Source organism: Microbacterium sp. ARD31 (genome assembly GCF_031844425.1).
Genome location: NZ_JAUZVE010000009.1, coordinates 202,325 through 220,050 on the forward strand (window position 1 = coordinate 202,325; position 17,726 = coordinate 220,050).

General features: G+C 72.6%; 16 protein-coding genes and 1 pseudogene. 6 read left to right on the forward strand and 11 right to left on the reverse strand.

Features of this window, described 5'->3' with window-relative positions:
- Positions 1-29 precede the first annotated feature (29 nt).
- Entirely contained in the window at positions 30-1,115 is a 1,086-nt protein-coding gene (locus tag Q9S36_RS22430) for a methyltransferase (RefSeq protein WP_311287075.1), read from the forward strand.
- A gap of 4 nt (positions 1,116-1,119) precedes the next feature.
- On the forward strand, positions 1,120-1,518 hold the full coding sequence (locus Q9S36_RS22435; protein ID WP_311287076.1) for a DUF1304 family protein: 399 nt from the start codon (positions 1,120-1,122) through the stop codon (positions 1,516-1,518).
- Here the strand turns inward: Q9S36_RS22435 and Q9S36_RS22440 are convergent.
- The 6 genes from Q9S36_RS22440 to Q9S36_RS22465 all read right to left on the reverse strand — a co-directional run bounded on the left by Q9S36_RS22440 (position 1,515) and on the right by Q9S36_RS22465 (position 8,751).
- On the reverse strand, positions 1,515-2,156 hold the full coding sequence (locus Q9S36_RS22440; protein ID WP_311287077.1) for a hypothetical protein: 642 nt from the start codon (positions 2,154-2,156) through the stop codon (positions 1,515-1,517). The genes Q9S36_RS22435 and Q9S36_RS22440 overlap by 4 nt on opposite strands.
- A gap of 4 nt (positions 2,157-2,160) precedes the next feature.
- Positions 2,161-2,811, reverse strand: a complete 651-nt coding sequence (locus Q9S36_RS22445) for a hypothetical protein (RefSeq protein WP_311287078.1) — start codon at positions 2,809-2,811, stop codon at positions 2,161-2,163.
- A gap of 68 nt (positions 2,812-2,879) precedes the next feature.
- A complete protein-coding gene (locus tag Q9S36_RS22450; protein ID WP_311287079.1) occupies positions 2,880-4,268 on the reverse strand; it encodes an FAD-dependent oxidoreductase in 1,389 nt (462 codons plus the stop codon).
- Positions 4,261-6,321, reverse strand: a complete 2,061-nt coding sequence (locus Q9S36_RS22455) for a molybdopterin oxidoreductase family protein (protein ID WP_311287081.1) — start codon at positions 6,319-6,321, stop codon at positions 4,261-4,263. The genes Q9S36_RS22450 and Q9S36_RS22455 overlap by 8 nt, the downstream gene beginning before the upstream one ends.
- A complete protein-coding gene (locus tag Q9S36_RS22460; protein ID WP_311287082.1) occupies positions 6,321-7,790 on the reverse strand; it encodes an MFS transporter in 1,470 nt (489 codons plus the stop codon). Before Q9S36_RS22460 ends, Q9S36_RS22455 begins: the two co-directional genes overlap by 1 nt.
- Before the next feature lie 97 nt (positions 7,791-7,887).
- Entirely contained in the window at positions 7,888-8,751 is an 864-nt protein-coding gene (locus Q9S36_RS22465; RefSeq protein WP_311287083.1) for an MEDS domain-containing protein, read from the reverse strand.
- A gap of 220 nt (positions 8,752-8,971) precedes the next feature.
- Between Q9S36_RS22465 and Q9S36_RS22470 the strand changes: the two genes are divergently transcribed.
- The 3 genes from Q9S36_RS22470 to acs all read left to right on the forward strand — a co-directional run bounded on the left by Q9S36_RS22470 (position 8,972) and on the right by acs (position 13,050).
- A complete protein-coding gene (locus Q9S36_RS22470; RefSeq protein WP_311287084.1) occupies positions 8,972-9,343 on the forward strand; it encodes a DUF485 domain-containing protein in 372 nt (123 codons plus the stop codon).
- Between the two features lies 1 nt (position 9,344).
- On the forward strand, positions 9,345-10,979 hold the full coding sequence (locus Q9S36_RS22475; RefSeq protein ID WP_311287085.1) for a cation acetate symporter: 1,635 nt from the start codon (positions 9,345-9,347) through the stop codon (positions 10,977-10,979).
- A 142-nt stretch (positions 10,980-11,121) separates the two neighbouring features.
- A complete protein-coding gene (acs, locus tag Q9S36_RS22480; protein WP_311287094.1) occupies positions 11,122-13,050 on the forward strand; it encodes an acetate--CoA ligase in 1,929 nt (642 codons plus the stop codon).
- A 34-nt stretch (positions 13,051-13,084) separates the two neighbouring features.
- On the opposite strand, the gene nhaA is transcribed toward acs, so the two are convergent.
- Complete coding sequence (gene nhaA / locus Q9S36_RS22485) at positions 13,085-14,479, reverse strand: Na+/H+ antiporter NhaA (protein WP_311287086.1); 1,395 nt, start codon at positions 14,477-14,479, stop codon at positions 13,085-13,087.
- Positions 14,480-14,639: 160 nt separating this feature from the next.
- Here nhaA and Q9S36_RS22490 point away from each other — a divergent pair, with 160 nt between their 5' ends.
- Positions 14,640-15,053: a phage holin family protein gene (locus Q9S36_RS22490; RefSeq protein ID WP_311287087.1), complete on the forward strand. Its 414-nt coding sequence runs from the start codon at positions 14,640-14,642 to the stop codon at positions 15,051-15,053.
- Between the two features lie 12 nt (positions 15,054-15,065).
- On the opposite strand, the gene Q9S36_RS22495 is transcribed toward Q9S36_RS22490, so the two are convergent.
- From Q9S36_RS22495 to Q9S36_RS22510, 4 genes and pseudogenes are all read right to left on the reverse strand, one after another.
- On the reverse strand, positions 15,066-16,241 hold the full coding sequence (locus tag Q9S36_RS22495; RefSeq protein WP_311287088.1) for a MarP family serine protease: 1,176 nt from the start codon (positions 16,239-16,241) through the stop codon (positions 15,066-15,068).
- A gap of 4 nt (positions 16,242-16,245) precedes the next feature.
- Positions 16,246-16,989 carry a CoA pyrophosphatase gene (locus Q9S36_RS22500; protein WP_311287089.1) on the reverse strand — a complete coding sequence of 248 codons (744 nt, stop codon included), beginning with the start codon at positions 16,987-16,989 and terminating at the stop codon, positions 16,246-16,248.
- Positions 16,990-17,006: 17 nt separating this feature from the next.
- Positions 17,007-17,609 (reverse strand): TlpA disulfide reductase family protein, encoded by a 603-nt coding sequence (locus Q9S36_RS22505; RefSeq protein ID WP_311287090.1) that lies wholly within the window; start codon positions 17,607-17,609, stop codon positions 17,007-17,009.
- A pseudogene (locus Q9S36_RS22510) lies at positions 17,606-17,726 on the reverse strand (endonuclease III); the annotation flags it as partial. The pseudogene Q9S36_RS22510 and the gene Q9S36_RS22505, both read right to left, overlap by 4 nt.

Consider the following 17,726-nt stretch of genomic DNA (forward strand, 5'->3'; position numbering starts at 1 on the left):
AGTATTACTGACCATCATAGGGGCACCCCATGGCCAAGCTCCCCCCGGTCCGCGTGGCCCGCGCCGCGACCTCGGTCCGCGCCGCGCTCCAGTCGCTGACGCGCCGGATGGTGCCGGCGGAGATCGACCTCCTCGAGCTCGCGTCCGGTTTCATGGCCACCCACACGGTGTACGCCGTCGCCCGCCTCGGGATCGCCGACGCACTGGCCGCCGGGCCCCGCCCGGCCGGCGAGGTGGCGGCCGAGCTCGGCACCAGCCCCGACGCGACATACCGGCTGCTCCGGGCCGCCGCCACGTTCCGCCTGGTGCGCGAGGACAGCGACGGCCGCTTCGCGCTGACCACCCTGGGAGCAACCCTCCGGTCGGACCGTGCGGACTCGATGCGGGCGGTCGTGCTGATGCTGGGCGACCCCGCCTACCAGGCGGTCTGGGGTCGGTTGCCGGAGTCGGTGACCACCGGCGCCCCGGGCGCGCAGGCGGCGCTGGGCGTGCCGATGTGGGAGCACGTCGACCGCGACGAGCAGTTCGCCGCGACGTTCAACGACGCGATGACCCGCCTGTCGGCGCTGGACTGGCCGACGGTCGAGGCGGTCTACGACTTCACCCCGTTCGCCACCATCGTCGACGTCGGAGGCGGGCACGGCCAGCTGCTCGCCCGGATGCTGGAGGCCGCTCCAGCGGCCGAGGGCGTCCTGCTCGAGCGCGAGTCCGTGCTCCCGGGGGCCGAGGCGCACCTGCGCGAGACCGGGGTCCTCGCGCGGTGCCGCCTCGAGGCCGGGTCCTTCTTCGAGACCGCGCCGGAGGACGGTGACCTCTACGTGCTCCGGCGGGTGGTGCACGACTTCGACGACGACGAGGCGACGGCGATCCTGAGGACCCTCCGCCGGCACATGCCGGACGACGCCACCCTGCTGCTGATGGAGAGCGTCGTGCCGGCGGGCAACGAGCCGCACCTCGCCAAGACCCTCGACCTCGACATGCTCGTCTTCGTCGGCGGCCGCGAGCGGACCGAGCGGGAGTACGCCGACCTGCTCGAGCGTTCGGGCTTCCGGATGACCCGCGTCGTCCCCACGATCTCGACCATCTCGCTGGTCGAGGCCGGGCCGGGTCGGTGACGCGATGGACACCCTCGCCCAGGTCGCTGCGGGACTCTCCGCGGTGGTGCTCATCGCGGTCTTCCCGTTCGAGGCGTTCCTCATCGACCGGCCGTGGGTGCAGCGCTTCCTCGGCATCGAGCCCCACGGGATCCCCAACGTCCATCTCTGGTCGTTCTGCATCGGCGCCCGCAACGCCCTCGCCGGGATCGGCACGCTCGTGGGCCTCTGGATGGTCAACCGCGGCGACGCCGACACGGGCACGACGGTGGTGGTCGTCGCCTGCGTCTACATGCTGCTGGCCTCACTCTTCATGGGCGTCGCCGACCTGCTCGGCTACTGGCTGCCCCGCGGCGGCAGCGTCCGCGGGACCATCGCATCGTCGGTGCTGCCCGCCGTCGCCCTGATCGCGATCGCCGCCTAGCGCAGCTCCGGCGGCACGAGGTCGGGCAGGAGGTGCTCGAGCACGCCGACCTCCTCGACGTTGTGCGCGATCCACGCCCGCGCCATCGGCTCCGGAAAGACGCGTGAGGTCAGGTGGCGGTTCGCCGGCGTCAGCAGGCGCGACGGTGAGCCGAGGTCCATCACGCTGACGTAGTGGGTGCCGTCGCGCCCGGCCGACCACGTGTGCTCGAGCTGGAAGACCTGGATCCCCGCGACGCGGCGGACCAGCCGGATGCCGGTCTCGTCCAGCTTCTCGACCCGCTCGACCGAGTCGACGTAGAAGTCCGCGCGGCGACCGAACGCCTCCACGATCCGGTAGCGGGCTCCCTCGCCCGCCCCGCCGCCGGGCGCCGGCCGCGCCAGCTCCCACCTGATGTGGTCGAGCGGGTGCCACGCCAGGTAGCCGGGCACCTGCTCGCCGGCGTAGGTGATCGAGTCGCCGATGTGCCGGAACCACCACAGCAGCATCGTCGGCGTCACTCCGGCCAGGGGTTCGTGGTCGATCGTGACACGCATCCGGTGGTGGGACAGCCGCCGCAGGGTGGTGCGCACCGGGTCGGCGGTCCGCAGCGGATGCAGCAACGGTCGCGGCGGTGGCAGCGTCAGGCGTCGGGCCATGCCCTCACGGTAGGGCGGGGTCGCCCGCCAGGTCGATGCGTTCGTACTCCGTGAAGGTCGTCGCCCCTGCAGCCCAGGACGAGCGCAGGAGCGTGACGTGCGTCGGCGACCAGTAGGGCCCGCGGCACGGCACCTCGATGCCGGCGAGGGGGACCGACGAGTCGTATTCCGCCGTCTGGACGGCGCCGAGGACGAGCTCGCTGCGGAAGCTGCGCCGGTCGAGGAAGAAGCCCTGCGACTGCGCCACCTCGTTGACGTGGCGGTGGAGGCCGCGCAGGGCGTCGAGGTCGCCCTCGAGGCGGGCGGAGACCTCGAAGGGGTACGCCTTGCCTACCACCAGGTGCGTGACGTAGACGACGGGCACCGGCCACCCGCCAGCAGCCGCGGCGAGCGCGTCGGCGAGGGAGCCGGCGTCGGTGGACGTGACGTTGCCGAACTTGGCCAGGCGCACGTGGGCCGCCCCCGGAGCCGCCTCCGTGAACGTGAGCTCGGGCGGTGCCGGCGCCTCCGGCTCACGCCGGCCGAGCACGCGGTCGAGCAACCGTGCCTTCTGCTCCGGCGCCGACGGGGCCGGTGGCGAGACGATCACCCGGGCAGCCTCGAGGGCGGCCTCGACCACGCTCGGCGGCGGGACGATCGCCGCGTGCAGCTGCATCTCGACCTCCTTCTGCCGCCTCCCATCGGCCGGCAGCGCCGCGACCTGAGGCCCCGCGCGCATCGGGGTCAACCGACGGCGACCGGCTCCGCGCTGCGCTCCCCCACGAGGCGGCGTACGACGTCCGCGCAGCCTCCGCAGCCGGTGGTGGCACGCGTCCGGTCCACGCACTCCGCGACGGAGCCGCACGACCGGACCTCCCCCGCCGACACCCCGGCGCAGGCGCACACCTCGGCCGCGTCGGGCAGGGGCGTCGGCGACTCGGCCGGCTCGGGCAGGAGGAGCTGCCCGGGCTCGTCGGGGCCGAGGATCGTGCCGCGGTCGTAGAGCTGGGTGATCAGGCCGACGCGCGACAGGTCGCCCACCAGCTCGGCGGCCACGATGCGCCCACCGTGCACGACGAGGCGGCGGTGCGACCCGCTGACCGGGTTGGTCACCTCGACCACCTCGCCCTCAGCGGTGCGCGGGTCGCCGAGCACGGCGACGTCGAGCCCGGTGGCGCGCAGGCGTGCCACGCTGCGGCTGCCGTCGTACGTCGCCTCCTGCCCGCGCAGCGCCCGGGCCAGCACCTCGGCCTGCTCCCAGGCCGGTGGGACGAAGCCGCTCGTGCGCCGCCGGTGCTCCGCGCAGTCGCCGATGGCGTGGACGCGGTCGTCGGTGACGCTGGTCAGGGTGGCGTCGACGACGACCCCACGGCCGACCATCAGCCCGGCGCGGCGGGCCAGCGCGGTCGACGGGCGACCGCCGGCGGTGAGCACCACCAGGTCCGTGGGGAGCAGCGCACCGTTGTCGAGCACCAGCCCGTCGCCCGTCAGCCGCACGGCTCGTGCGCCGGTGTAGACGTCGGTCCCGAGGCGGCGCAGGTCCCGGGCCAGGACCCGGCCGGCCGGCCCGCCCAGGTGTGAGTGGAGCAGGTGGTCGGCGCCCTCGACCACCTCGGTGGGCAGGCCGCGCACCGCGAGCGCGCGGGCGACCTGGATGCCGAGGAGGCCGCCGCCGACGATGACGGCGCGCCGCGCGCCGGCGACGGCTGCGTCCAGGCGACGACAGTCCTCCAGGCTGCGGAACGGGTGGACCCGCGGGTCGAGCGTGCCGTCGCGCCGGACCAGCCCCCGGATCGGCGGCAGCGTGGGGATCGAGCCGCACGCCAGGACCAGCCGGTCCCAGGCGATGCGGTCCCCGTCGACGAGGGTGACCTCGCGGGCCTCCCGGTCGACCTCGAGCACGCGCGCGCCGAGGCGCAGGTCGATGCCGTGGTCGGCGTACCACTCCGGCGGGCGGAGGGACAGCGCGTCGGCCGCGTGCACCCCCTCCAGGACCGCCGAGAGCAGGATGCGGTTGTACGGCACGTGCGGCTCGTCGGCGAGGACCGTCAGGCGGACGTCCGCACCGGCCAGGTGCTCGACCAGCCGGGCCGCGGCCATCCCGCCGCCGACCACGACCACGTGCTCAGGCATGGGACACCTGCGCGGCGCAGACCTTGAACTCCGGCATCCGGGAGGCGGGGTCCAGCGCGTCGTTGGTGAGGCGGTTGGCGCCGACCCAGTGGAAGGGGACGAAGACGGTGTCCGGGCGGATCGTCGGGACGACCCGGGCCGGAGCCGTCATCGCGCCCCGCCGAGTCGACACCTGCAGGGGGTCGCCCGTGACGACCCCGAGGCGACCGGCGAGGAGGGGGTGCAGCTCCACGAAGGGACCCTCGTCCGGGAGCGCCCGGACCCGGCGCGTCTGGGCACCGGATTGGTACTGCGCGAGCACCCGCCCGGTCGTGAGGTGGACCGGGTAGTCCTCGCACGGCTGCTCGGCGGCGCCGCGGTGCTCCACCGCGAGCATCCGGGCCAGCCCGTCCGGGTGCGCGAAGGACTCGGCGAAGAGCCGTTCGCCGCCCCAGAAGACCCCGCCCTCGTCCCGGATCCGGTCGTAGGTGATCGCCGAGTAGTCGGCCGCCCCACCCGCCGAGGCCCGGCCGAGCTCGGCGAAGACCTCCTCGGGGTCGGTCGAGAACGGCACGTCCGAGAGCCGCTCGGCCAGGCCAGCCACGACGTCGAGGTCCGACCGCACGCCGGCGGGCGGCGTGATCGCCCGCTGCCGCAGCACGACCCGTCCCTCGAGGTTGGTCATCGTCCCCGTCTCCTCGGCCCACTGCGTCACCGGCAGCACGACGTCGGCGAGGGCTGCGGTCTCCGACATCACCACGTCGCACACCACGAGCAGGTCCAGCGCCTCGAGGCGCGCCGTGACGTGGGACGCGCGCGGCGCGCTGACCACGATGTTCGAGCCGAGGACCAGCAGCGCCGACGGACCGCCCGGGGTGCCGAGGGCGTCGAGCAGCTCGTACGCCGACCGCCCCGGGCCCGGGAGCGCGTCGGGATCCACGCCCCAGACCGCCGCCACGTGCGCGCGGGCCTCCGGGTCGTCGATGCGCCGGTAGCCGGGGAGCTGGTCGGCCTTCTGGCCGTGCTCGCGGCCGCCCTGCCCGTTGCCCTGGCCGGTCAGGCAGCCGTAGCCGGCGCCCCTGCGGCCCACCATGCCGAGGGCGAGCGCGACGTTGATCCACGCCAGCACGGTGTCCGAGCCCGTCGAGTGCTGCTCGGCGCCGCGCGCGGTGAGCACCATGACCTTGGGCCTCTCGGTGGTCGAGGTGCGAGCGGAGCGAGCCTCGAGGCCTGCGAGCAGTGCAGCGAACGCCCGCACCTCGGACGCCTCGATGCCGGTCACCCGCTCGACCCGCTCGGGCCACCACGACGCGACCGAAGCTCGCACCTCCGCCCACCCGACCGTGCGCGCGGCGAGGTAGTCCTCGTCCACCGCGCCGGCGGCGACCAGCAGGTGCAGGACGCCCAGGGCGAGCGCGAGGTCGGTCCCGGGCACGGGCTGCAGGTGCAGGTCGGCGCGGTCCGCGGTCGGCGTACGCCGCGGGTCGACGACCACCACCCGGCCACCGCGCTCGCGCAGCCGGTCGAGGTGGCGAGCGGCGGGCGGCATCGTCTCGGCGAGGTTCGACCCGACGAGCACCAGCACGTCGGCCTCCTCGGCGTCGGCGAGCGGGAACGGCAGGCCACGGTCGACGCCGAACGCGCGGATCCCCGCGGACGCGGCGGACGACATGCACCAGCGACCGTTGTAGTCGATCTGCGAGGTGCCGAGCGCGGCGCGGGCGAGCTTCCCGAGCGAGTACGCCTTCTCGTTGGTGAGCCCGCCGCCACCGAACACCGCGACGGCGTCAGGTCCGCCGCGTGCCTGCGCCGCCCGGATCCCCTCGGCGACCCGGTCGAGCGCGTCGTCCCATGTCACCGCGGCCCACTCGCCCGTCCGGCGGTCACGCACCAGCGGGGAGGTCAGTCGCTCGCGCGACCCGTACAGCCCGGCTGCGGACCAGCCCTTGCGGCACAGCGCGCCGCGGTTGACCGGGAACTCGTCCCACGACCGCACCTCGGGCGCACGGCGGCCGACGAGCCGCATCCCGCACTGGAGCGAGCAGTAGGGGCAGTGCGTCTGGGTCTCGGTCATCAGATCTCGGCGGCCGCCAGGCCGTGGGCGCGCACGGGCCGGCGCAGGTAGAGCGCCCACGTGAGCAGCGCGCACGCCAGGTAGTAGGCGGTGAAGACGGTGAAGGCCGCGCGCGTGGCCGCGAGCGGGTCGGAGACCCACGGCGCTGCGAACGCGAGCGGCACGAGGAAGCCGCCGACGGCTCCGACGGCGCCGATCACGCCGAGCGCTGCGGACGACTGCCGGGTGGCGGTGGCGAGCGCGGCGTCGCGCGCCGCCGTGCCCGGGACGGTCGAGCGCTCGGCCTCGGCTCGCCAGAGCGCGGGGATCATCTTGTAGACCGATCCGTTGCCGATGCCGGTCGCGGCGAAGATGCACAGGAAGAAGCCGAGGAACAGCGGGAACCACCCGGCGTTGTCGGTGGCGATGGCGGGGTCGGCGGCCGGGTTCGGCGTGAGGCGGCTGACCGTCCACAGCACCCCGAGGGTGAAGGCGACCATCGCGACGAAGGCGCCGAGGGTGACGCGCGCGCCGCCGAGGCGGTCGGCCAGCCAGCCGCCGAACGGGCGGGTCAGCGACCCGACGCCCGCGCCGAGGAAGGCGTAGAAAGCGAAGTAGATGCCGGTGCCGAGCGGGGCGGGATCGGGCACCCAGAAGTTCAGCTTGATCAGCAGCGGCATCGCGGCGGAGTAGCCGATGAACGACCCGAAGGTGCCGATGTAGAGCACCGACAGCAGCCAGGTCTGGCGCTGCCGCACGACCTGCAGCTGCTCGCGCGGGGAGGAGGTGACCGTGCTCAGGTTGTCCATCCAGAGCCACGCGGCGGCCGTGGCGAGCAGCGCCAGCCCGGCATAGACGTACGCCGCCCGCTCGAGGTGGATGCCGCTGCCGGACGCCTGCACCAGGCCGAAGATCCCGGCGCCGCCGACCATCACCGGGAGCAGCAGCTGGATCAGCGAGACCCCGAGGTTGCCTCCGGCGGCGTTGAGCCCGAGCGCGGCCCCCTTCTTGTCGGAGGGGTAGAAGAAGTTGATGTTGGCCATCGAGGAGGCGAAGTTGCCGCCACCGACGCCGGCGGTGGCCGCGATCAGGCAGAACACCCAGTAGGGCGTCGTCGGCTGCTGCACGGCGTAGGCGAAGAGCAGGGTCGGGACGAGCAGCAGTGCGCCGCTGACGATCGTCCAGTTCCGCCCGCCGAACCGCGGCACCGCGAAGGTGTACGGCAGTCGCAGCAGCGAGCCGACCAGGTTGGGCAGCGCGACCAGCAGGAACAGCTGCTGCGGGCTGAACGCGAAGCCCTGCGCGAGCAGGAACGCCGAGGAGACGCTCCAGACCAGCCAGACCGAGAAGCCGACGTGCTCGGCGAAGATCGACCAGACCAGGTTCCGGCGGGCCACGGCCCGCCCGGTGGACTCCCAGAACTCGGGGTCCTCCGGGCGCCAGTCCTCGATCCAGCGGCGGGTACGGCGGGCGGGGGTCTGCGTGCTCATGCCGACGATGGTGCGCAGGCCGTGTATCGGCCGACCTCCCGCTGCGGTGGCGGGACCGTCACATCTTCCTCACGGCCTCACGCGCGCGGCGGCGCGCTCAGGAGTCGACCAGGAGCCGCTCGTGCTGGATCCCGGTGAGGTCCAGCAGGCGTCGTACGACGTGGGGCACCCGCGCGAGCTCCACCCATCCGCCGGGCGGCAGCTCGGCGGCCACCGCGCGGAGCCGGGCGAGGGTGCCGGCGTCCATGAAGGTCACGGCCTCGAGGTCGAGGCGCACCCGCGGTGCCGTCGCGGCGCGGGCGAGCACCGCACGCCGCAGGAGGTCGCGGTTGGAGGCGTCGAGCTCGCCACTCACCCGCAGTCCCCACGGCTCGTCGACGGCCAGGACGGTGGCGAGCGGCGGCACGTCGACCTCCGGCGCCTGCCCGTCGTGCTCGCGGGCGATCGACGCCGCCTCGACCGGCGCGAGCCGGGTCGCGTCGTAGAGGCACACCGAGCTGACCTCGATCTCGCGCTGCAGGTCGGTGGACATCCGCTCCCACTCCACGACCTCCTGCGCCGACCCGAGCAGGGCGGGCAGCTCGTCCATCCGGGCCGCCACCCGCAGCCCGGGGAAGCCGGCCTTGCGCGCATGGCTCGCCGCGGCACGGAAGCCGTCGGCGACGGCGGCGAGGTCGTCGGGACGCCGGCTGCCGTAGGCGCCCTCGAAGGTGCTGAGCACCAGCTGACCCGACGCGAGGGCGCCCGACGGATGCACGTGGTCGGGCAGGGCGGCGAGGAGCGTGTCGGCCTGCTCGTCCGAGGCGACGTACAACATCTGGTCGCCCGCGGCGAGCCCGTGCCCGACGAAGGTGGCCGCGACGCGGTCGAGCTGGAGCCCGCCCCGCTCGAGCGCGCACAGGTGGGTGCCGGGTGCGAGCGAGCAGAGGTCCGCCGCCGAGCGGTGGGCTCCGTGGATCATGCGGCCACTGTAGGGGGGCCGCCGAGGTCTGGACCACCGCCCTCCACCGCCCCGGCCGCGAGCGCCTGTCGACCGCTCGTCGTGCCACACCGACCGCTGAGCGCTCCAGCGCTCCCTCCGAACGACCCGCGCGGGCGGCCCCCTCCCCTGCGGCGCGCGAGCGGTGTCACGGTGACGGCGGTCACACCCCGGTGGCCGACCGTCCGGAAAGGAACCTGTCGTGACCCATGACGCGCACGACCAGGCCGCGCGCCACGACCCCGTCTACGACGAGCTGTCGGCCCGGCCCGAGTTCGCGGAGCTCCGCTCCCGCTACCGCAAGTTCATCATCCCGGCGACCGCCGCGTTCCTGGTCTGGTACGGGCTCTACGTGCTCATGTCGATGTTCGCCTCGGACTTCATGAACGCCAAGGTCGTCGGCAACATCAACGTCGCGCTCGTCTTCGGCCTCCTCCAGTTCGTCACGACGTTCCTCATCGCCTGGCTCTACAGCCGCTACTCCAACGCCAACCTCGACCCGCTGGCCCGCCAGCTCACCGAGGACTACCACCGCACCCTCGACGGTCGCACCGACACCAACGGAGGCATCTGACATGGAGGGCAACCAGATCCTCACCACCGCCCTCTTCCTGGCGGTCGTCGCACTGACGGTCGGCATCACCATCTGGGCCAGCCGGAACTCCTCCGGCGCCGCCGACCACTACGCCGGCGGACGCGGCTTCTCCGGCTTCCAGAACGGCCTGGCCATCGGCGGCGACTACATGTCGGCGGCGTCGTTCCTCGGCATCTCCGGAGCGATCGCGCTCTCCGGCTACGACGGCTTCCTCTACTCGATCGGCTTCCTGGTCGCGTGGCTCGTGGCGCTGCTCCTCGTCGCCGAGGTGCTCCGCAACTCCGGTCGCTACACGATGGCCGACCAGCTCGCCTACCGGATGCGGCAGAAGCCGGTCCGCACCGCGGCGGCCACCTCGACCGTGGTCGTCTCGATCTTCTACCTGCTCGCGCAGATGGTCGGCGCGGGTGCGCTGGTCGCGCTGCTGCTCGGCGTCACCAGCGAGGGCGTGAAGAACCTGACCATCTTCTTCGTCGGTGCGCTGATGATCTTCTACGTCACCGTCGGCGGCATGAAGGGCACCACCTGGGTGCAGATCGTCAAGGCGGTCCTGCTGATGGCGGGCTCGGCGCTCATCGTCGTGCTGGTGCTGGCGAAGTTCGGCTTCAACCTCTCCGACCTGCTCGGCACCGCCGCCTCCAACAGCGGCAAGGGCGGGGCGTTCCTCGAGCCCGGCCTGAAGTACGGCGTCTCCACCACGTCGAAGATCGACTTCATCTCCCTCGGCATCGCGCTCGTGCTCGGCACGGCAGGCCTGCCGCACATCCTGATCCGCTTCTACACCACCCCGACGTCGCGCGACGCGCGCAAGTCGGTGCTGTGGGCGATCGGCCTCATCGGCGCGTTCTACCTGTTCACGCTGGTCCTCGGCTTCGGTGCCGCGGCCCTGCTCGACAAGGACGCCTACGCCGAGGTGGCCGCGTCCGGCGGCAACCTGGCCTCGCCGCTGCTGGCCGAGGCCGTCGGAGGCGGGCCGGGCTCGACCGGAGGTGCCGTGCTGCTGGCGCTGATCGCGGCGGTCGCGTTCGCCACGATCCTCGCGGTGGTGGCCGGACTGACCCTGACGTCGTCGGTGTCGGTGGCGCACGACCTCTACAACTCGGTGTTCAAGGACGGCAAGGCCTCCGAGGCCGAGGAGATCCGGGTCTCCCGGATCGCCGCCGGCGTCATCGGCCTGGTGGCGATCCTGCTGGCCATCCCGGCCCAGAAGCTGAACATCGCGTTCCTGGTCGCCCTGGCCTTCGCTGTGGCGGCCTCGGCCAACCTGCCGGCGATCATCTACAACATGTTCTGGCGGCGCTTCAACACCCGCGGCGCCCTGTGGAGCATCTACGGCGGCCTCGTCTCCGCCGTCGGCCTGGTGGTCTTCAGCCCGGTCGTGTCCGGCAAGGGCATCGACCCCAACACGGGCAAGAACCTGTCCCTGCTGCCGGCCGACATCGACATCTCGTGGTTCCCGCTGGAGAACCCCGGCATCGTGTCGATCCCGCTCGGCTTCCTGCTCGGCTACCTCGGCACGATCACGTCGAAGGAGCCGGAAGCCGAGGAGCGCTACACCGAGCTCGAGGTCCGCGCCCTCACCGGCGCGGGCGCCGAGCAGGCCGTCCAGCACTGACCCAGCACCCCCGTGACCCCCTCGCCGTGCCGGAGTAGGTTCGGCGAGGGGGTCTCCCCCACCCCCTGATGTCGTGTCCCCGCCCGAGGAGAGAGCCCCCTTGTCCGAGAAGACGCAGTCCGAGCAGACCCTGTCGAACCTCATGCACGAGGACCGGCGCTTCGAGCCGCCCGCCGACCTGGCCGCGAACGCCAACGTGAAGGAGGAGGCCTACGCCCGCGCCGACGCCGATCGCGAGCGCTTCTGGGCCGAGGCCGCCGACCGCCTGGACTGGGGCCGGAAGTGGGACCAGGTCCTCGACTGGTCGAACCCGCCGTTCGCCAAGTGGTTCGTCGGCGGCACGCTCAACGCCTCGGTCAACTGCGTCGACCGGCACGTCGCGGCCGGCAACGGCGACAAGGTGGCGCTCCACTGGGTGGGCGAGCCCGAGGACGACACCCGCGACATCACCTACGCCCAGCTCAAGGACGAGGTGTCGAAGGCCGCGAACGCGCTGACCGAGCTCGGCGTGAAGAAGGGCGACCGGGTCGCGATCTACATGCCGATGATCCCCGAGGTCGTCGTCGCGATGCTCGCCTGCGCGCGCCTCGGCGCCCCGCACACCGTGGTCTTCGGCGGCTTCTCCGCCGACGCCCTCGCGTCGCGCATCACCGACTGCGAGGCCCACGTGGTCATCACCTCCGACGGCGGCTACCGCCGCGGGGCGGCCAGCGCGCTCAAGCCGGCCGTCGACGAGGCCGTGGAGAAGACCGGTGACCTGGTGCGCCACGTGCTCGTCGTACGCCGCACGGGGCAGGACGTCGACTGGGACGACTCGCGCGACGTGTGGTGGCACGACGCCGTCGACTCCGCGTCGGCCGAGCACGAGCCCGAGATGCACGACTCCGAGCACCCGCTCTACGTCATGTACACCTCCGGCACGACCGGCAAGCCCAAGGGCATCCTGCACACGACCGGCGGCTACCTCACCGGGACGTCGTTCACGCACTGGGAGGTCTTCGACCTCAAGCCGGAGACCGACGTCTACTGGTGCACCGCCGACGTCGGCTGGGTGACCGGCCACAGCTACATGGTCTACGGCCCGCTCGCCAACGGCGCCACGCAGGTGATGTACGAGGGCACGCCCGAGAAGGGCCGCTGGTGGCAGATCGTGCAGGACTACAAGGTCACCATCTTCTACACCGCACCGACCGCGATCCGGACCTTCATGAAGCAGGGCCGCGAGATCCCCGACGGCTACGACATGTCGTCGCTGCGGCTGCTCGGATCGGTCGGCGAGCCGATCAACCCCGAGGCCTACGTCTGGTACCGCGAGGTCATCGGCGGCGACCGCTGCCCGATCGTCGACACGTGGTGGCAGACCGAGACCGGCCAGATCATGATCAGCCCCCTGCCCGGCGTGACGGCCGGCAAGCCCGGCTCGGCCATGAAGGCGCTGCCCGGCATCGCGGCCGACGTGGTCGACGACGAGGCGCGCTCGGTCGGCAACGGCAACGGCGGCTACCTCGTGCTCACCGAGCCGTGGCCGGCCATGCTCCGCACGCTGTGGGGCGACGACCAGCGGTTCAAGGACACCTACTGGTCGCGCTGGGAGGGCCTCTACTTCGCCGGTGACGGCGCCAAGCTCGACGAGGACGGCGACATCTGGCTGCTCGGCCGGGTCGACGACGTGATGAACGTGTCGGGGCACCGCCTCTCCACCACCGAGATCGAGTCGGCGCTCGTCTCCCACCCCAAGGTCGCCGAGGCCGCCGTGGTGGGTGCCGCCGACGAGACCACCGGCCAGGCCGTGTGCGCCTTCGTCATCCTCCGCGACAGCGCGGGCGACGGCGGCGACGACATCGTCGAGGAGCTGCGCAAGCACGTCGCCAAGGAGATCGGCGCGATCGCCAAGCCGCGCCAGATCATGGTCGTGCCCGAGCTGCCCAAGACCCGCTCGGGCAAGATCATGCGCCGCCTGCTCAAGGACGTCGCCGAGCACCGCGAGGTCGGCGACGTGACCACCCTCGCCGACTCGACGGTCATGGACCTCATCAAGTCGAAGGAGACCTCGGCCCCCGCTGAGGACTGACCTCCGGCGCGCTATCTAGGGACGATCTGGTAGGTCAGGACACCGATCCGTCAACCGGATCGTCCCTAGGTACACCGGCGCGGGTGGCGGCCAGCAGCAGGACGACGCCGACGACGGCGGCCACCAGCGAGGCCAGCAGGATCGCGATCTTTGCCTCCTCGGTGAGCAGGTCCGCCCCCGGGAAGGACAGGCCGGCGATGAAGAGCGACACCGTGAAGCCGATGCCGCCGACCGCGCCGAGGCCGAGGACCATCGGCCAGGTGGTGTCGTGCGGGAGCCGGCCCAGCCCGAGCCGTACGGCGAGCGCGGACGCCAGGAAGATGCCCACCGGCTTGCCGAGCACGAGGCCGAGCACGATGCCGAGGCCGACCGGCTCGGAGAAGACCTTGCCGATGGCGCCGAGCTCGACGCCGGCGTTGGCGAGCGCGAAGACCGGCAGGACGACGTACGCCGAGACCGGGTGCAGCGTGCTCTGCAGACGCTCCACGACCGAGACCGACTCCTTGAGCAGGAAGCGCAGCCGGGCCAGCTCGTCGGGGTCCAGCACGTTGTCGCGCAGCGCCTGCCGGGCGTGCTCGCGCGCGACCTCCTCGCGCAGCAGCGGCGCCGCCGGGGTGAGCAGCCCGATCGCCACCCCGGCCAGGGTGGCGTGCACGCCCGACTCGAGCAGCGCGAACCAGACCCCGACACCGAGGAGCGCGTAGACGACGACCGTCCACACGCGCAGCATCCGGGCCACGACCATCACCCCGAGCAGCGCGAGGGCGGTCGCGAGCCAGCCGAGCGAGAGGTCGTCGGTGTAGAAGACCGCGATCACGAGGATGGCGCCGATGTCGTCGACGATCGCCAGGGTGAGGAGGAACAGGCGCGCCGCCGAGGGGATCCGACGCCCGAGGATGCCGAGCACCCCGACCGCGAAGGCGATGTCGGTCGCCATCGGGATCCCCCAACCGGAGCCGCCGTCGCTGCCCGGCGGGTTGAGCGCGAGGTAGAGCCCGGCCGGCACGAGCATCCCGCCGATCGCGGCGATGATCGGCAGCGCCGCCGTCTTCGGGTCGCGCAGGTCCCCGTTGACCAGCTCGTACTTGATCTCCAGGCCGACGACGAAGAAGAAGATCACCATCAACGCGTCGTTGACCCAGTGCTGCAGCGACTCGTCGAGGTGCAGCGGCCCGACGTCGAGCACGAGGTGGGTGTGCCAGAAGGAGTCGTACGACGACGCCCACGGGCTGTTCGCCCACACCAGCGCGACCGCAGCGGCCGTCAGCAGCAGCAGCGAGCCGGCCGACTCGATGCGCAGGAACTCGCGGACCGGCCGGGCGACCAGTCGGGCGAGCGGCTTGTTGCTGGCGAGGTAGACCGGCCCCCGCTCCCAGAGGTCGTCGTCGGGTCCGGCACCGTCGTGGGGGTTGTTCGAGCGAGACGCCATGCGGGGGCGCATCCTTCCGGGGTGGTCGGGGTAACGATCACCGCGGCTGCTCGCCGCGGGCCGACCAGACTTCCCGGCTCACCTGAGGCCCGAGTCTAGAGGGTCGCGTTGGTAGGGTCGCAGCCGTCAGCCGACGACGTACGACAAAGGACTGCTGCGCATGGCACACGACCCGGTCAAGGCCGCACCGATCGACAGCGGCGAACCGACGCTCGGCAAGCTCGTCATGGACGCGCAGCGTGACATCTCGACCCTCGTCTCCAAGGAGATCGCGCTCGCCAAGAGCGAGCTCAAGGTCAGCGTCAAGCACGGCGGGGTCGGCATCGGCCTCTTCGCAGGAGCGGCGTTCCTCGGCCTGCTCGCCGTGATCATGCTGTCGGTCTCGATCGCCTACTTCATCCACTGGGCCGGCCTCGGCCTGCACTGGGCCTTCCTCATCGTCTTCGGGCTCTACGTCCTCGTCGCGGCGCTGCTGGCCTTCATCGGGCTCAAGCAGGTCAAGCAGGTCAAGGCACCCGAGCGGGCGATCGAGCAGGGCAAGCAGATCCCCCAGGCGCTCAAGGGCAAGGGCTGAGGGTCCGCCCGCTCAGCGCACGCACGTGCCGGTGTCGACCGGCGCAGCGTCGGTGATCCCGCGCGCCGCGGACTCGGACACCTGCGCGGCGGTCAGCGCGTAGCCGGTGTCGGGGTCGCTCACCGACGCGGCGAACACCATCCCGGCGACGTCGCCGCCCGAGGTGAGGATCGGCCCGCCGGAGTTGCCCGGCCGGATCAGCGCGCGCAGCGAGTAGACCTGCCGGATGACGGTCCCCTCGCCGTAGATGTCGGGCGAGCGCAGCCGCTGCTCCGAACGGATGCGGCCGGCCTCGACGTCGTAGGGACCGTCCTCGGGGTAGCCCACGACCGCGACGTTGTCGTCCGGCCCGGCCTTCGTGTCGAGCGCGAGGTGCGGGACGCCGGGGTCGGGCATCGCGAGCACCGCGATGTCGAGGTCGGGGTCGTAGAGCACGACCGACGCGACGACCGACGTGCCGCCGACCTCCACCTCGGGGCGGGTGACCCCGGCGACCACGTGGGCGTTGGTCATCAGCCGCCCGGGGGCGAAGAAGAAGCCGGTGCCCTCGACGCCGCCGCCGCACCCGTTGGCACCGCGCACCTTGACCACGCTCGACTGCGCAGCCACCACGTCGGGGTCGGTGAGCATCCGCTTGTCGCCGGGCTCGACGGCGACGATCCGCTCTGGCGCGAACGGCTCGAGGTAGCGGGGGAAGAAGGTGGTGCCGACGACGTTGTTGAACGTCTGCAGCACCTTGCCGGCGTCGGCCGGCAGCGTCCGGTCGACCTCGGCGAGCACGGCGGAGTCGCGCACCAGCGGGGTGATCGCCCCGATCCGGGTGCCGGACACCGCGACCCCGAGCGCCCAGGCGACGAGCAGGACCGCGACCGCGCTCAGCGCGGAGCCGCCGATCGCGTCCACGGCGCGGATCGGCTGCCAGGTGATCCGGTCGCGGATCCGGGCCCCGACGTACTGGAAGAGCGCCTGGCCCACCGACGCGGAGACGATCACGATGAACAGGGCGCCGAGGGACACCCACAGCGAGGGCGCCGCGTCGCCGAGCGCCGTCGGGGCGGCCCAGATCCCGAGCAGGCCACCGACCAGCAGGCCGGCGGTCGCGAAGGCCCCGGTGATGAAGCCCTGCCAGTAGCCGGACAGGGCATAGATCCCCACGAGCGCCACCAGGCACCAGTCGAGGACGTTCATGGTGCTACTCCTCGAGCTTGGTGTTGGGTGCCAGGTCGGTTCCCCTGGGCACACCCTGCAGCATGTGGTCCGGCAGGTCACGCACCCGCGCCCGGTCCCACTCCTGCGCCCAGCCGAGGTAGTCGAAGAGCCGGGCCACGATGCCGGCGGTGAAGCCCCACAGGATGACGTCCTTGTCGGGGCCGATGAGGAAGCCGGGACCCACCCAGCCGCTGGGGTGGCGGACGTTGACCCGGTGCTCGGGGTCGAGCAGCTCGGCGATGGCGACGTGGTGGATCTCGTGCACCTCGTCGGGGCTGGCGATCCGCACCTCCCCGGGGTCCTTCCAGTAGCCGAGGACCGGCGTCACCGCGAAGTTGCTCGGCGGCAGCCAGAGCTCGGGGAGCTCACCGAACACCTCCACCTCGGCGGGCTCGAGACCGATCTCCTCGTGGGCCTCGCGCAGCGCCGCCTCGCGCGGTGTCTCGCCAGCGTCGAGCGAGCCGCCGGGGAACGAGACCTGGCCGGGGTGCGAGCGCATGTGGTGGGCACGCTCGGTGAGCAGCAGCTCGCCGCGGTGGGCGAGGTCGTCGGGACCGGGACCCTCCTGCTGGTCGAGCCCCGTCGCGACCCGGTCGGCGAAGACCATCAGCACCGCGCCGCGGCGCGCCTCGGCGTCCTCCGGCGGCATGAAGCGGGTCAGCTCGTGGACCGTGATCGAGCGGGAGGCCTCGACGACGGGCGCCAGCCAGGTCGGGAGGGAGCTCATGCGGTGCTCATCTGCGCTCACAGCTCGATCCCGAGCTGTTCGGCGACGAGCTCCTCGACCTCGGCGACGGACTCCACCCCGCCCGAGACCTGCCCGACGACGGCACCGTCGGCGTCGACGAGGACGAACGCCGGCATGCCGCGACGCGCGACGGCGAAGGCCTCCTCGACCATCAGGTCACCGCCCGGGTCGGCGAGGGACGGGTAGGTCACGCCGGTCTCCTCCGCCAGCGCGAGCGCGCCGCCGGGGTGGACGTCGTTGAAGTCGATGCCGAGGACGGCGACCCGGTCGCCGTGCCGCTGGTGGAACTCCTCCAGCGCCGGCATCTCCTTCTTGCAGGGGCCGCAGTTGGCCTGCCACAGGTTGATCACCATCGGACCGCGGAGCGTCGACAGGTCGACGTCCGGACCGCCACCGAGGCACGGCAGCGTCACCTCGGGCAGGCCACCCTCGACCGGCTCGGCCGAACCGGGCGCGCAGTCGTCCATGCCGATGCGGGCCTTGACCTCCCGCAGCTCGGGGGTGTCGACCTGCACGTCCGGGGGGCGTACGTCGATCGCGTCGGGGCTGCACGCCGACAGCGAGGCGGCGACCAGGACCGCCAGCACGAGCCGCCTCACGCGGGCCCCTGGGTGGTGACCAGCTTCTCCGCCTCCACCGGGTCGGTGGGGCCGGTGCCGTAGGAGGGGCACAGGCGGGCGAGCGGGCAGGCACCGCAGGCCGGCTTCTTGGCGTGG